Genomic DNA, 14,567 nt, shown 5'->3' with positions numbered 1-14,567 from the left:
ACCTATCAATTCTAAAACACTAGAGGTGAATTAATGACTCACGACACTAGGGCACGGATGATGGGGATGCCTTGGGCTCCGGTGCCACCTATGACAAAGATTTTGAAGGTGGTGTGAGATGACATTGTCGGTGGCTTTCTGTCCTGCGAGCGTTACAGCCGCTCGATGATGGTGGCGTTGGCCATGCCGCCGCCCTCGCACATCGTCTGCAGCCCGTACCGACCGCCGCTCTGTTCGAGAGCGTTGACCAGCGTGGTCATGATCCGGGCACCGCTCGCGCCCAGAGGGTGGCCGATGGCGATGGCCCCGCCGTTGACGTTGGTCCGCGCCAGGATGTTGCTTTGCTCCCCATCTACGTCCTTCGCCCATGCCAGCACGACCGGTGCGAACGCCTCATTGACCTCGAAGAGGTCGATGTCAGCCAGCGTGAGACCGGCGCGTCGTAACACCTTCTCGGTGGCGGGAATAACGCCGGTCAGCATGTACAGCGGATCCGAGCCCACCACCGTGGCGGTGTGAATCCGGGCCAGCGGCCGCAGGCCCAATTTCTTGGCGGCCTCGCCGCTGGTGATCAGGACCGCGGCGCTGCCGTCGGACAGCGGCGACGAGTTGCCCGGCGTAATCGACCAATTGATCTGGGGGAAGCGGGCTTGGACCGCCGGGTCGTAGAAGGCAGGCTTCAGCCCAGCCAGGGTCTCGACGGTGGTGCCGGGCCGGATGATTTCGTCGGTGCTCAGCCCGGCGATCGGAGCCAGCTCGTTGTCGAAGAGTCCGTCCTTAGTGGCCTGCGCCGCCTTCTCGTGGCTGCCGGCCGAGAACTCGTCGAGCTGGCTGCGCGAGAAACCCCACTTCGCGGCGATCAGTTCCGCGCTGATGCCCTGCGGCACCAGGCCCTCGGGGTAGCGGCTGGTCATGTCGTTGCCGAACGGGTTGCTGCCCGGCAACACCGAGCTGCCCATCGGGACGCGGCTCATCGACTCCACGCCGGCGGCGATAACCAGGTCGTACGCGCCGGAGACGACGCCCTGGGCGGCGAAGCTGATGGCCTGCTGGCTGCTGCCGCACTGCCGGTCAACCGTGGTGCCGGGAACCGACTCCGGGAACCCCGCACCCAGCAGGGCGTTGCGCGCGATGTTGACTGCCTGGTCACCCACCTGCGTTACGGCACCAGCAATGACGTCATCGATCTGGCCTGGTTCCACGCCGGTGCGTGCCACCAGCTCTCGCAAGCTGTGGGCCAGCAGATCTGCGGGCAGCACGTCGTGCAATGCGCCGCTTGCCTTGCCCTTGCCGACGGGCGTGCGTACCGCACCCACGATGACGGCGTCGCGACCTTGATATGCCATGACTCCTCCTTGAGCCGAATGCTAGGTATTTGTAGCTGTACTCAGCTAAACACCTGGGTATACTGAGAACAACCCAGATCGGAGGTGATTTGCGTGACACTTTTACAGGGCGCGCTGGCGGATCGCGACGCCTGGTCGGCGGTCGGTGAGTGCCCGATCGAGAAGACCATGTCGGTCGTGGGCACCAAATCGGCGATGTTGATCATGCGCGAGGCCTACTACGGCACCACTCGCTTCGACGACTTCGCACGGCGGGTGGGGATCACCAAGGCCGCCACCTCGGCGAGGCTCGCCGAATTGGTCGACCTCGGTTTACTGACGCGGCGGCCATATCGTCACCCGGGGCAGCGCACCCGCGACGAGTACGTGCTCACCGAGGCCGGCACCGATTTCATGCCCGTGGTGTGGGCGATGTTCGAGTGGGGCCAGCGCCACCTGCCGGGCCGCAGCCGGTTGCGCCTCATTCACCTGGATTGCGGAGCCGAAGCGTCGGTCGAAATCCGTTGCGCTGCCGGTCATCCAGTGCCACCGGAGGAGCTCGGCGTTCAGCTGGCCAGGCGGAATTCGCGCCGCGACGCTTGAGTCCGCGGCGCGGAGGCTCGGCGCGGTCCGATTCGATCAGACCTTGGAGCCAAGCCCCGCAATCAAATTGATCGTGACCGCCAGGACAACCGCGCCCAGGAGATAGGACAGCATCGCATGGCGCAACACCGTCGCCCTGATGGACCTCAAGCAGATCTCGGTGTCCGACACCTGGTAGGTCATGCCGACGGTGTAGGCCACATACGCGAAGTCCTGAAAACAGGGCTGCTCCCGGTCGTGGAAGTTGATTCCGCCCGGTTCGTCCGAATAGTAGAGCCGCGCGTAGCGCACGGTGAACAGCGTGTGCAAGGAAAACCAGGATGCCGCGACGGTCAGGATGCCGACAGCGGCGGCTTCTACGGCCTCGGGGCCGGAGCGCGACGCGGCGGCCACCAACTAGCCGACCCCGCCCAAGCTGGCGATACTTGCCGACACGATGACCACGTCGGCGATCCAGCGGGTGACGTCCTCCCGGGTCACCCATCTGCAGGTTTGCTCGGCATCCATTCCGCCCAAGATGAGCCGCGTCCACACCACATACACTCCGGCGGTAGCGATCCAGCCGGCAAGCGCGAATCGCCAGCCGACCGTGTTACCCACCGCGAGAGCGACGGCGACTCCGAGCGACACGGCGACCAATATCCGAACCGCGACGGTGTCGCGGAACAACTTCACCAGGGAATTCACAATCCCGACCTAACCACCAACCGGCCGTCAGCTCACCATTTGGACACCCGTGCGAGAGACGCTGCCAGCCCCGGATGTAGGCTACTGTAATCTTTACAGTACGATCATGTAGCCGAAGCCGGAGAGCAGCTGTGGAAAGTCGAGTTCAGGACGCTGCCGTCAACGCCGCCTTGCCTGCCGGCTTCATCCGTGACCCCTACCCGTACTTCACCCAGAAACGCAGCGAAGGCGGCGTGTTCCACGGGACGGTCGTCGACTACTCCAAAACCCCCGAATCGCTGCGACCTAAGAACTCCTTCGCTGCGATGTCGTTCGACGCGGTAAACAAGGCATTCCGCGACGGCCAGGCTTTCAGTTCGGCCTACTACGACAACACAATCGGGCTGTTCATGGGTCCCACCATCTTGGCGATGGAAGGCAAGAAACACCGCGAACACCGCAACCTGGTATCGGCGGCGTTCAAATCCAAGGCGCTCGCGCGCTGGGAACCCGCGGTCGTGCGGCCAATCTGCAATCAGCTGATCGACGAGTTCATCGACGCCGGCGAAGCCGATCTGGTCCGCAATTTCACGTTCGAGTTCCCTACTCGGGTCATCGCCAAGCTCTTGGGTCTGCCGGCCGAGGATCTGCCCACGTTTCGCCGCCGCGCAGTGCAATTGATCAACTACACCGTCAAGTACGAGCGCGCTTTCGAAGCATCGTCGGCGCTGAAAGACTATTTCCTCGACCAGATCGAGCAGCGCAAGGCGAAGCCGACCGAAGACATCATCGGTGATCTGGTCACCGCTGAGATCGACGGCGAAAAGCTCAGCGACGAAGCCATTTACTCCTTCCTGCGACTGCTGCTGCCCGCCGGGCTGGAAACCACCTACCGCTCATCGGGCAACCTTTTGTTCTTGTTGCTCACCAACCCGGACCAGTTCGATGCGGTGCACGCCAATCACGAGTTGATCCCGCCGGCGATCGAAGAGGCGCTGCGCTTCGAAACCCCACTGACCACGGTGCAGCGGTTCGCCACCGAAGACACCGAGCTGGAAGGAGTCAAGATTCCCGCACGTTCGGCAGTTGATCTGTGCATCGGCTCGGCCAATCGCGACGAGCATCGATGGGAGCGCGCGGAGGAATTCGACATCTTTCGCAAGCACATGCCGCACATCTCCTTCGCGGCCGGTGAACACACGTGCTTAGGCCTTCACTTGGCCCGCATGGAGACCCGGGTCGCGCTGGAATGCCTGCTGAGTCGGGTGACCAACGTCAAGCTCGTCACCGATGACGACCCGCATATCGACGGCCAGCCCTTCCGCTCGCCGAACGCGCTTCCGGTGACGTTCGACCCCACGTAGCGTTCACGGTTGGAGAGGTTTTCGAACGTCGAAGGAGGGCTGAATTGGTCAAAGTGATGGAGGGCTTTCGGGTCCTGGAGCTTGCGCAGTTCACGTTCGTCCCGGCGGCGGGCGCCATCCTCGCCGACTGGGGCGCCGACGTCCTCAAGATCGAGCACCCGGTGCGTGGTGACACCCAACGCGGCTTCCTCAACATGGGTGGCATCCAGGTCAACCCGGATCGGCATCCGCTGATGGAGCATCCCAACCGCGGCAAGCGCAGCGTCGGGATCGACGTTTCCACACCGGGCGGCCAGGAAGTGATCTACGAACTGGCCAAGACCTCCGACGTGTTCCTGACCAACTACATGCCCGCGCAGCGGCAGAAGCACAAGTTCGACGTGGAGCACATTCGCGCGGCGAACCCCAACATTGTCTATGCCCGGGGTTCGGCGTACGGCGACAAGGGTGCCGAGCGCGACGTCGGGGGCTATGACGGGACGGCGTTCTGGACGCGCAGTGGCGTGGGGTACGCGCTGACGCCCGAGGAGTTGGGCGGTGCACTGGGACAGGGCATTCCCGCGTTCGGCGATTCCATCGGCGGCATGTTCATCGCGGGTGGCATCTCGGCGGCGCTGCTGCATCGCGAGCGGACCGGCGAGGCCGTCGAACTTGACGTGTCGTTGCTGAGCACAGCCTGGTGGGCGGCGGGCGCAAGCGTGACGCAGGGCATGGAAACCGGAGAGGTGATGCGTACGCCCATGCCAGGTTCGGCCAACCCGTCGGTGAATCCATTCATGGGCAACTACGAAACCTCTGATGGCGGCACGATCAACCTGTGCATCATCAGCCCGACGGGCTTGATCCGCGACACCTTCGAGCACCTCGGCGTTCCCGAGGCCGCTGACGATCCGCGCTTCGCCGACGTACTGCCGTTGATCCAAAATGCCGACGCGGCAGCCCAACTGATTGCAAAAGCATTCTCCACCAGGCCCTTTGACTACTGGCGCGAGCACCTGAAAACGATGAAGGGTCAGTGGGCGCCCTTCCAGAGCCTCATCGACCTGGCCGACGACGAGCAGGCCATTGCCAACGACATGATCGTCGAGGTCGAACTCGCCAGCGGCGGAGCACCGTTCCGGGTGGTGCGCGGGCCCGTCCAGTTCAACCACGAACCGCAGGTGACAACCCGTGCCCCGCAGGCGTCGGAACACACCGAACTCGTGCTGATGGAGATCGGCATGGACTGGGATCGCATTGCCGAACTCAAGGAATCGGGAGCAATAGCGTGACCGATAGCAAGAACCAGGTCGCCATCATCGGTGCGGGTCTGCACCCGTTCGGTCGCTTCGAGGGTAAGTCCGCCATGGAGATGGCGGCCGACGCGATCGGACTGGCGCTGGCCGACGCCGGCGTCGAGTGGAAAGACATCCAATTCGCGGTCGGCGGGAGCTGGACGGTGGCCAACCCGGACGCGATTGTCGGCATGGTGGGTCTCACCGGCATCCCATTCACCGATGTGTTCAACGCCTGCGCGACCGCGGCCAGCGCCACCAAATTGTGCGCCGACAGTATCCGATTGGGCGACTACGACATCGGCATCGCAGTCGGGATGGACAAGCACCCGCGCGGCGCCTTCACCGAAGATCCCGCACTGGTCGGGATGCCGAGCTGGTACGCCGAGAACGGTCAATACCTCACCACCAAGTTCTTCGGGATGAAGGCAAACCGTTACCTCCACGACCACGGCATATCCACCGAAGCGCTGGCCAAGGTGGCCGCCAAGAACTTTCGCAACGGCGCATTGAACCCCAACGCCTTTCGCCGCAAGCCGATCTCTGAAGAGGCCATTCTCGCGTCGCCGGTGCTGAATTATCCGCTAACCCAGTACATGTTCTGTGCTCCCGACGAAGGCGCCGCCGCCGTCGTGATGTGTCGTGCCGACATCGCACACCGATTCAGCACCAAACCCGTGTATGTGCGTGCGGTCGAAGTCCGCACCCGCCGCTACGGCGCCTACGAGGTGAACACGACGTATGCACCCGTCGAGGAGGACGTATCGCCGACCGTCTACGCCGCGAAGGCCGCCTTCGAGAAAGCGGGTGTGGCACCGTCGGACGTCGACGTTATCCAACTCCAGGACACCGACGCGGGCGCGGAGCTGATCCACATGGCCGAGGCGGGGTTCTGCGCCGACGGCGAACAAGAGAAGCTGCTGGCTGACGGCGCCACAGAGATCATCGGCCCAATGCCGGTCAACACCGACGGCGGATTGATCGCCAACGGCGAACCGATCGGCGCATCGGGGCTGCGTCAGATGCACGAGTTGGTGCGCCAACTGCGCGGCGAGGCCGGCGACCGCCAAGTCCCCGGAACTCCGCGGGTCGGCTTTGCCCAGGTGTACGGTGCGCCCGGCACGGCAGCGGCGACCATCCTGACGACCTGATATTCCGGCCGAGCAGACGCAAAAGCCCCTGACACGCCGAGCTTTTAAGAGCTTTTGCGTCTGCTCGTCCTAATGAGCTTTCACCGGCGCCGAATAATTCAGCTTGCCCAGGCCGAGCACGTATTGCGCGATCATGTTGCGGAACACCTCGAGGGTGCCGCCGTAGATCCCGACCAGCGGCGCGAAGCGGTACACGTACTCCGACGCGCCGTCGTCGGCCGCGCCGTCGGTGCCGTTCGGCAGCGTCGACGCCGCGCCGAGGATGTCCATCAGGTCCGGTGAGATGTCGCGCATCGTCTGTGCCAGCGCTACCCGGCCGAAGATGCTCGGCGCGCTGAACGCCGCCTCCATCCGTGCGGCGCTGCGACCCAGCCGGTATGCCACTGCCTGGTCGTCGATGAGCCTGCGCCCGTTCGGATCCCGCTCCGCAACCTTGCCGGCGGCCTTGTCCAGGGCATCGGCCATGAAGCCGGCCTGGTGCATCATGATCGACACGTCCTGCAACCCATCGCGCGCCGCGGCAACTGCGCCGTGCTCGGTGTTGAGCGGATCTCGCAGCACCGTCCAGCCCGCGTTGACCTCGCCGAGCCGGTACTTGTCGTCGACGCGTACATCGCTGTAATAGACGATATTGGTGCGATCGCCGTCGATGGTGCGCATGCCCTGGATCTCGATGCCAGGGGAATCGAGCGGCACCAGAAACATGGTCAGGCTCTTGTGCTTTGGCGCCTCTGGATCGGTGTTGGTGATCAGAAAGACATACTGACACTTGTGCGCCCCGGTAGTGAACATCTTCGAGCCGTTGATGATCCAGCCGTCCCCGTCGCGCACCGCGCGCGTCTTGCAGGTGGCGATGTCGGAACCGCCTTCGGGTTCGGTGTAGCCCAAGCACAGCCGGACGTGCCCGCTGAAAACCTTCGGCAGCACCTCATCCCGCACTTCCGGTGACCCGAACTTGGCCACCGAACGCGCCACCATCGCGGTGGTCCCCCAGGTCACCCAGGGCACATGCGCCCGACGCTTCTCCAATTCCCAAATGCGGCGGCGTACCCGAGGGAATCCGCCTTCGGCATGCGGCTTCCATTCGCGTTCGAGATAGCCCACGTCTCCCAGTGCTAAATGCACACCTTCGTCAAAGTTGTCGCCGGTTTCCCGGTCTCGACGTTTGACGTCGTCCGTCACATGAGTTCTCAAGAACTGCCGGGCCTCGTCGAGAAAGGCCTGATCGTCATCGGAAAGAGTGACTCGTGAGAAATCCACCTATGCATCCTTCCCTGAACGGCTTTCGCGTTCGGCGACGATCTCGGCGATGTATTTGGCGCTGGCACCGGGGTCTCCCCCGGCCAGCGCCCAACCACGGGCGCGCACCAGGTATGCCGTCGCGGCCGCCTCCGCCGAAACGCCAAGACCACCTTGCACATGCACCGCCATGGTCGCGGCCTTCGCCGCTTCCTCGGCCATGAACACAAACGCCGCCGGTGCCAACTCCGGGCGCTCGTCGGGCTCGTTGTCCAAAAACCACGCAGCGCGCCGCGCCAGATTACGGCCGCCCTGCACGGTGATCGCAATGTTGGCAAGTGGATGGGAGATGCCCTGCAGCGTCGAGATCGGCACACCCAGCGTGTAGCGGGTCTTGGCGAACTCCGCCGCGATGGTCATGGTCTCTTCCACCAGGCCCGTCAATGCCGCAGCGGTCAGCACCCGCCATTCATCCAGTGCCCGTTGGTAGTGCGCCAAGGCGTCGGATCCGCTGGCAAGCACGACGCTGGTGTCGGCGCCTGCCGGATCGACCCACGCCATCGGCAGCCGGCCGATGTTGTCCACCTTGGTCGGGCGGGTGTCGAACGTCAGCCGCACCACGTCCTCACCGTCGCGGACGATGAGCTGGTCGGCGATTGATCCGGTCGGGATCAGCCGAACTCCGCTGACGTTGTCGTGTTGCGGGTCAAACGCCGCGAGCTGCTTACCGTTCACGAGATCGGATTCCACCGAGCCGAGTCTGTTCAACAACCGGGCCGCGCATACGTGGTCGATCCACGGCACCGGCGCCAGCGAGCGCCCGATCTCCTCAGCCACCAACGTCAAGTCGACCAGTGTCGCACCGTCTCCCCCGACGGTGTCGGGCAGCGCCATGGTGGTCGCGCCCATCGTGCACAGCCGCTCCCACAGGCTCTTGTCGAACCCGGATTCCTCTGCGGCACGCACGGTCTCGATCGGGCAGTGCGTTTTGAAGAAATCTCGGTACGCCGCCTGCAACGCCTGGTGATCCTCTGTCAGGCTGTAGTCAAGTCTGCGCAGTTCGTAGCGGTCCATCGTCAGTGTTCCTCCTGACCCTGAAAGAAGAATTCGTGCGCGTTGTTGTAGAGGTAGTTCTCGAGGACGTCGGCGGGCAGGTCCAGAGATTGAGCTTCGGGGACGACACGGCGCATTTTCAACACCGGCCAGTCCGAGGCGTAGATCACCTTGTTGTTCCCGCGGGTCCGCATGTAGTGCAGCAGACTTTCCGGCAGCCGCTTGGGTGACCAAGCCGACGTCATCAGGCGCAGGTTGGTGTATTTGATCAATAATCGGATCGCGATGTCCCACCAGGGATCCGCGCCGTGAATCATGCAGAGCTTGAGCTCGGGGAATCGCACGCAGACCCGGTCGAGGTGAATGGGGTTCTGCACCTCTCCGGGGATGGGAGGTCCGGGAATACCGGTGTTGATGCACAGCGGTAGCTCTAGCTCGGCGCATTTGGTGTAGAGCGGATAGTAGACGGCGTCACTGGGCGGGTACTGGCCATCTCCCCAGAAGCTGGGCCCCACAACGGCATACGCGACCGGAAGCTCGTTGACGACGGCACTAAGTTCCCGCAGCGACGGGATCGGCCGCAGTAGGTTGACACCACCCATCGCGAGCGCGAACCGATCCGGCCTGGCTTCGACGAATTTGCGCGCGGTTACCGACGGCTTCGCGAGGTTATCCATCAGCACGGCCTTGCGCACACCGTGCTCGTCCATCTCGTCGAGCAACTCCGCCAGGTCGACCGGCGCGAACATCGACTCCGGTCCCTTGAAGTAGTCATCGCGCACCTTCAGCATCCACGTGGGCTGCTTCTCGGTCTCACCGAAGTGCACATTGACCAAGCAATCGATGACTGGGCTTGCGTTCATGTCGACATCGGCGCCTTTTCTGTCGCTTGAGTTTTCGCCCACCGGTAATCGGCCTTGCCATTGCCCAGGCGATGGACGTATTCGACGAAGATGTAGTCCTTGGGCGCCTTGAACCGTGCCAGCTGCGATGTGCAATGCGCATGCAGCGGCTCACGTGCCGCATCGGTTCCGTCGCGCAGTTCGACGAGCGCGACAAGTTCTTCACCCCAGCGATCGCTCGGGCGGCCCACCACCAATGCATCGGCGACCGAGGGATGCGCACGCAGTACTTCCTCGACCTCCTCGACGAACACCTTTTCGCCGCCGGTATTGACGACCAGCGAATCGCGGCCGTACAGCCGCAAGGTGCCGTCCTCCTCGAGACTGGCACGGTCACCGGATATCACCACCCGCTTACCGTCGACCTCGGGAAAGGTCTTACGGGTGGCGTCGGGATCATTGAAGTACCCGAGCGGGATTCGCCCTTCTCTGGCAGCCCAACCTATTTCGCGCTCCCCGGGCCGAAGAAAGCGGCTGTAGTCCTCGGACAGGATCAGTCCGCCCTCGCGCAGTGTGAAGGTGTCGGTCCGGGTGTCACCCTGACTGTGCCCGAACCCCATGTTGCCGGTTTCCGACGACCCGTATCCGTTGATGAGCGTGATGTGGGGCAGCAATTCCAGCAGCGCCCGTTGGTATTTCGGATTCGTCGCGGCACCGCCGGTTCCGATCGCGTTGAGCGACGACAAGTCGTAGCGACCACGCCGCAGCTCCTCAACCAGCGGCGCGGCGTATGCGTCGCCGACCATCGTCATCATGCCGATCTTTTCACGCTCGGCCGTCTGCCATACTGCCCGCGGATCGAGTTTGCGGCGGGTGTCGTACAGCACCACGGTCGTGCCGGCCATGATCGCGGCGAACGCCGTCCACATGCCGGCGGCATGCATCAGCGGTGAAACGGCGAACCACGGCGGTCCGGCGGCTCGGCTCACCTTGTCATGGATCTCTTGGGCGGACTCATGATCGGCCCCCAACATCGATGACACGTAGATGTCGGACTGCCGCCAGAGCACGCCCTTGGGCCGACCGGTGGTACCTCCAGTACAGATCATCAGCAGGTCATCCGGCGGCCCGGTCGCGTTATGGTCGGTATTCCCTTGCGCCAGCGCATCGTCCAACGGCACCGCGCCGGGCAGCTCCGGTACCGAACTTCCGTCGTCCACCGACAGCAATAGATCCGCGCTGTCCGGCGGAAACACATCGGCGAATTTCGCGCCGAGAGACTTGTGGTAGATGACGGCGCGTGGCCGCAGGTAGTCGAGCAGTTCCTGGACTTCACGCGGCGTGTAGTTGTAGTTGACGTTCACCGGGACGGTGCGGGCCTTCAGGCAACCGACGACCATGTCGGGATAAAGGTCGTTGTGCATGACAAGCGCGATACGGTCCTGCCCACATTCCCAGTTCTGCAGGCCGGTCCGTTCCTGATGGGCACCAAAGCCCCTGCCGGCGAGGAAGTTTGCCAGCCGGCGGGTGCGGTCCGCTGTTTCGGCGAAGGTGCTGCGACGATCGCCGCAGACGGTGATCGTCCGGTCCGGGATGACCTCGGCGATCGCGTCCAGGACCGCCCCTATGGTCCACTCGCTCATCGGTTTGCGCGGCCTTGAACGTTCAAGCGGCCGATCCGACCTTGACGTCCAGCAAATCTAATGCGTTGTCGCGCATGACCTTTCGGATGTCGGCATCACTGAATCCGACCAATTCCTCGGTGAAAGAGACCGGATCCTCCAAGCCTTCGCCATGCGGCCAGTCTGATCCGAACAAAATCTTGTCGACACCGATGACCGAGGCCAACTCCGGCAAGTCATCCTCGTAGTAGGGCGCGATCCAGACGTTGTTACGCAGCTGCTCCACCGGATCCTCGGGGAACAGGCTGGGGTGATTATTGGCCGCCTTCTTCAGACGCTTGACCAGCCGGTGCACGAAATATGAACCGTTCTCGATACTGACCGCCTTCAACCGCGGGTGACGGGTGAACACTCCATGGACGATCATCGAGGCCATCGTGTCGTGAATCGCGCGGTCGTCAACGAGCACCTGGTCCAACGGATTTGAACCACCGAACCCCTCAAACGTCGACTTGCCGCCCCACATCGCCGCCACCTGCAGGTAGCCGCTGTCACTCAAGTGGAACCCCACCGGCACGCCCGCCTCTGCCAGTGAAGCCCATACCCGATCGTGGACCGGATCGCCCAAGGACCGCGGCTTGACCACACCGGGCACCGGCGCGGGCCGCACCAGGATTAGCTTCGCGCCGCGGCGCAACACGAATTCCACCTCGTCGAGCGCCTTGGCAGGATCGGCCAGCGAAATGATCGGCGCGGCGACGATCCGATGGTCGGGCAGGTCGAAGCCCCAGTCCTCATCCAGCCACAGGTTGAACGCATGCAGTGACGCCATCGTCGCGTCGACATCGTGCTTGAGCGCTTCCTCGACGCCACATGCGAACGTCGGCAACATGAACGCCGTTTCGATGCCTTGGGTATCCATCACCGTGATGCGGGCGTCGCGGTTCTGGTATTCGGGGTGCGCCTCCAACCGCTCGACCTTCATCAGCGACGCCGGGTCGACGCCTTCCGGAATCTCGCCGCGGAACAGCAAATCCAGGCACCCCGGCACGATGATCGGGTCGAACGTCGGGTTGGGGATGAAGCGATTTACCCGGTCCCCGATGACCGCTTGGGTGTGCTTACCGTCGCTGAAGATCTGCACACCACGTCGGCGGAACTTCTTGTCCAGATGCCGGGTGAAGGCGTCCAGCGGTTCGTAGTAGTGATTGTCGACGTCGATCGCCTTATAGCCCAAGTTCGCCATGATCATCCTTTCCGGGACCGCAAGAGTCATTCGTGGCCATTGTCGAAGCGCTCAGCCCGGGAAAGCTCGGCGCTCGCTTGTCGAGGAAGCTGGTAATCCCTTCGATGACATCGGGACGTTGCAGCGACTCGTGCAGTAAGGCTTCGGCCCGCGAACTCGCTTGCACCACCTCACGCATGGCATCACCGTAAGTCTGACGTTTGATGACGGCCATCGATGCCGGCGAGCAGTTCTGGGCGATGTCTTCGGCGTATTCCATCGCGCGTTTCATCAGCTGTTCGGGCGGGACCACTTCCTTGATCAGCCCCAGGTCTGCCGCCTCGTCGGCAAGGAAGGTTCGGCCGCTCAACAACAGGTCGAGTGCGATGCCCCAGCCGGTCAGCCGCGGAAGTATCCATGAGACGCCGTATTCGGCGATCAGGCCGCGCCGCGCAAACGACGCCGCGAACTTGGCTCCGGCGGCGGCGAACCGCACGTCGCACATCAGCGCCTGGGTCAGGCCGATGCCGACACAGGATCCGTTGATGGCCGCGACGATCGGTTTGCACAGCGTCGTCAAATAGTACGGTTGCCGTTCCCCGACGAGGCTTGCCAACTTGCCTTCGTCGGTCTTCTCAATCGACTGAGCCACGCTTCCCATCGAACCGAGCTGAGCGCCGGCGCAGAACGCCTTACCGCGACCGGTCAGCACGATGACCCGAACAGCCGGGTCCTCTTCGGCCCGGTCCAATCCCGCGTAAAACGCGGTCGCGATGTCACCGCCCCAGGTGTTGAGACGATCCGGCCGGTTCAACGTCAAGACGGCGACGCCGCTCGCGGTCACCTCGTAAATGACTGCCTCGTCTTGGGTGGAGTGGGCGACGACGTCGTCGGCGGTGTTCATATGCGCCACTCCTCCGCATCGCTGAGCTCTGCATCGTCGTCAGCGGTGCTCATCTGCGCCACTCCTCCGCATCGCTGCGCTCTGCATCGTCGTCAGCGCGGCTCATCTGCGCCACTCCTAACTGATCTCAGGCAGCAACTTCGGCGAGGTTTGTATCCATACTGTATACCTATCGGTACTGCATTCCGCAACTGCCGTCGTCCACCGCGCGATGGGGCGCGAGCAGCCAAAATTCACTGCCCGACATGTGATGTCAACGCCGTTCGCGCCGCCGGCGAGGCATCCACGAGCCCGAGGCGCCGATAGGCGTTTTCGATCTGAGCCTTGGCCTCGGGCGGCAACTTGGCCTGCGGCGGCCGGGAATGCGGATAGCCGCCGATCGGCAGGCCGAGTACCGACGCGGCGTATTTGAACGCGCCGCCCCAATGCGTGAAGTAATCGGCCCGACCGGGATAGCAGGTGAACCACGATCCGAGGTCGATTTCGAGTTGGTCGAGACCCGATTCGCGGCCGTAGTCCATCGCCTCGATGAGCTTGTCGTTGCACACCAAGTCCCAATACTCGGAGAGCAGCGGCCGCTGGGGGGTCTCGAACAAGTACCCGGCGGTGCCCAATTGGGCCGGGCAGACGATCCCGTCGCGCAGCCATCCGGCCCGGTACACCGTCTTTTCGCACTCCCAGATCACCAGGCCGGGCGCCAACTCGTGCAACAGACGGCTGTTCGCCGGACGGAACGCGCCCTCCTTCGTAGCGCAGACCGCGGGGACCTCGTCGTAGATGCGCGCGCCTTCGGCCGCCGTCAGTACGTATCCCGAAGCAGGCGAATTGAACATGCCCAGAGCAATATCCGTGCGCTGACCGATGTATTTGAAGAACCGCAGCACGCCTTCGCCGCCGTGAGCCTCCATCATCGGCGTCTGGATATAGGCGATGTCGGCGCCGGCGCGCTGAGCGTGCAGGGTGAGATCCAGGCAGTCCTTGGCCGACATGGCGGCTGTGCAGGCCTGCACCACGATGTCCGGGTTGGCGGCTCTGGCTTCCTCGATCGCCACCTCCAGCAGGCGCTTTCGTTCGTCGAGCGTCAATGACCAGAACTCCGCGATGCCGCTGGTGCACCACAACATCGGGTGCCCGAGATCGCTGACGCAGTAACGAACCAGCGTCCGATATGCGTCCCAGTCGATGTCGTCACCGTCGGTGCCGCAGAACGGTGTGTACAGAGAATCGCCGATTCCCCGCAAAACGCTGCGCGCCCAAGGACGTGCCTCGCTCGCCGTGGCCATCATCGACTCCTTCCCA

At 63.4% G+C, this 14,567-nt stretch carries 12 protein-coding genes and 1 pseudogene; 4 read left to right on the top strand and 9 right to left on the bottom strand.

Going from position 1 to position 14,567, the window contains the following annotated elements; all coding sequences use genetic code 11:
- Positions 1-152: 152 nt before the first annotated feature.
- The gene (locus tag ACLQI9_RS01915; protein ID WP_442382627.1) at positions 153-1,346 is read right to left on the bottom strand and encodes a thiolase family protein; all 1,194 of its coding nucleotides are present in this window, start codon (positions 1,344-1,346) and stop codon (positions 153-155) included.
- A 93-nt stretch (positions 1,347-1,439) separates the two neighbouring features.
- On the opposite strand from ACLQI9_RS01915, the gene ACLQI9_RS01910 reads away from it, so the two are divergent.
- Complete coding sequence (locus tag ACLQI9_RS01910; RefSeq protein ID WP_442382628.1) at positions 1,440-1,928, top strand: winged helix-turn-helix transcriptional regulator; 489 nt, start codon at positions 1,440-1,442, stop codon at positions 1,926-1,928.
- 36 nt (positions 1,929-1,964) lie between these two features.
- Here the strand turns inward: ACLQI9_RS01910 and ACLQI9_RS01905 are convergent.
- Positions 1,965-2,615: pseudogene (locus ACLQI9_RS01905) on the bottom strand (DUF1345 domain-containing protein).
- A 131-nt stretch (positions 2,616-2,746) separates the two neighbouring features.
- Between ACLQI9_RS01905 and ACLQI9_RS01900 the strand changes: the two are divergent.
- From ACLQI9_RS01900 to ACLQI9_RS01890, 3 genes are read left to right on the top strand one after another with little or no spacing between them, the layout of a single operon-like run.
- A complete protein-coding gene (locus ACLQI9_RS01900) occupies positions 2,747-3,958 on the top strand; it encodes a cytochrome P450 (RefSeq protein WP_442390867.1) in 1,212 nt (403 codons plus the stop codon).
- Between the two features lie 56 nt (positions 3,959-4,014).
- Positions 4,015-5,229 carry a CaiB/BaiF CoA transferase family protein gene (locus ACLQI9_RS01895; RefSeq protein ID WP_442382675.1) on the top strand — a complete coding sequence of 405 codons (1,215 nt, stop codon included), beginning with the start codon at positions 4,015-4,017 and terminating at the stop codon, positions 5,227-5,229.
- Positions 5,226-6,383: a thiolase family protein gene (locus ACLQI9_RS01890; protein WP_442382630.1), complete on the top strand. Its 1,158-nt coding sequence runs from the start codon at positions 5,226-5,228 to the stop codon at positions 6,381-6,383. The genes ACLQI9_RS01895 and ACLQI9_RS01890 overlap by 4 nt, the downstream gene beginning before the upstream one ends.
- 69 nt (positions 6,384-6,452) lie before the next feature.
- On the opposite strand, the gene ACLQI9_RS01885 is transcribed toward ACLQI9_RS01890, so the two are convergent.
- The 7 genes from ACLQI9_RS01885 to ACLQI9_RS01855 form a co-directional block, all read right to left on the bottom strand.
- Positions 6,453-7,643, bottom strand: a complete 1,191-nt coding sequence (locus tag ACLQI9_RS01885; RefSeq protein ID WP_442382631.1) for an acyl-CoA dehydrogenase family protein — start codon at positions 7,641-7,643, stop codon at positions 6,453-6,455.
- A complete protein-coding gene (locus ACLQI9_RS01880; protein WP_442382632.1) occupies positions 7,644-8,696 on the bottom strand; it encodes an acyl-CoA dehydrogenase family protein in 1,053 nt (350 codons plus the stop codon).
- A 2-nt stretch (positions 8,697-8,698) separates the two neighbouring features.
- Complete coding sequence (locus tag ACLQI9_RS01875; protein ID WP_442382633.1) at positions 8,699-9,538, bottom strand: amidohydrolase family protein; 840 nt, start codon at positions 9,536-9,538, stop codon at positions 8,699-8,701.
- Positions 9,535-11,160 (bottom strand): acyl-CoA synthetase, encoded by a 1,626-nt coding sequence (locus tag ACLQI9_RS01870; protein ID WP_442382634.1) that lies wholly within the window; start codon positions 11,158-11,160, stop codon positions 9,535-9,537. The genes ACLQI9_RS01875 and ACLQI9_RS01870 overlap by 4 nt, the downstream gene beginning before the upstream one ends.
- 22 nt (positions 11,161-11,182) lie before the next feature.
- Positions 11,183-12,385, bottom strand: coding sequence for an amidohydrolase family protein (locus ACLQI9_RS01865; protein WP_442382635.1), 1,203 nt, complete (start codon positions 12,383-12,385; stop codon positions 11,183-11,185).
- Entirely contained in the window at positions 12,366-13,268 is a 903-nt protein-coding gene (locus ACLQI9_RS01860; RefSeq protein WP_442382636.1) for an enoyl-CoA hydratase, read from the bottom strand. Before ACLQI9_RS01860 ends, ACLQI9_RS01865 begins: the two co-directional genes overlap by 20 nt.
- A 233-nt stretch (positions 13,269-13,501) precedes the next feature.
- Complete coding sequence (locus ACLQI9_RS01855; RefSeq protein WP_442390865.1) at positions 13,502-14,551, bottom strand: dihydrodipicolinate synthase family protein; 1,050 nt, start codon at positions 14,549-14,551, stop codon at positions 13,502-13,504.
- Positions 14,552-14,567: the final 16 nt, after the last annotated feature.

The organism is Mycobacterium sp., assembly GCF_052143115.1.
Lineage (GTDB): Bacteria > Actinomycetota > Actinomycetes > Mycobacteriales > Mycobacteriaceae > Mycobacterium.
Note: the sequence above shows the minus strand (reverse complement) of the source record. Positions and strands in the feature narration are given on the sequence as shown.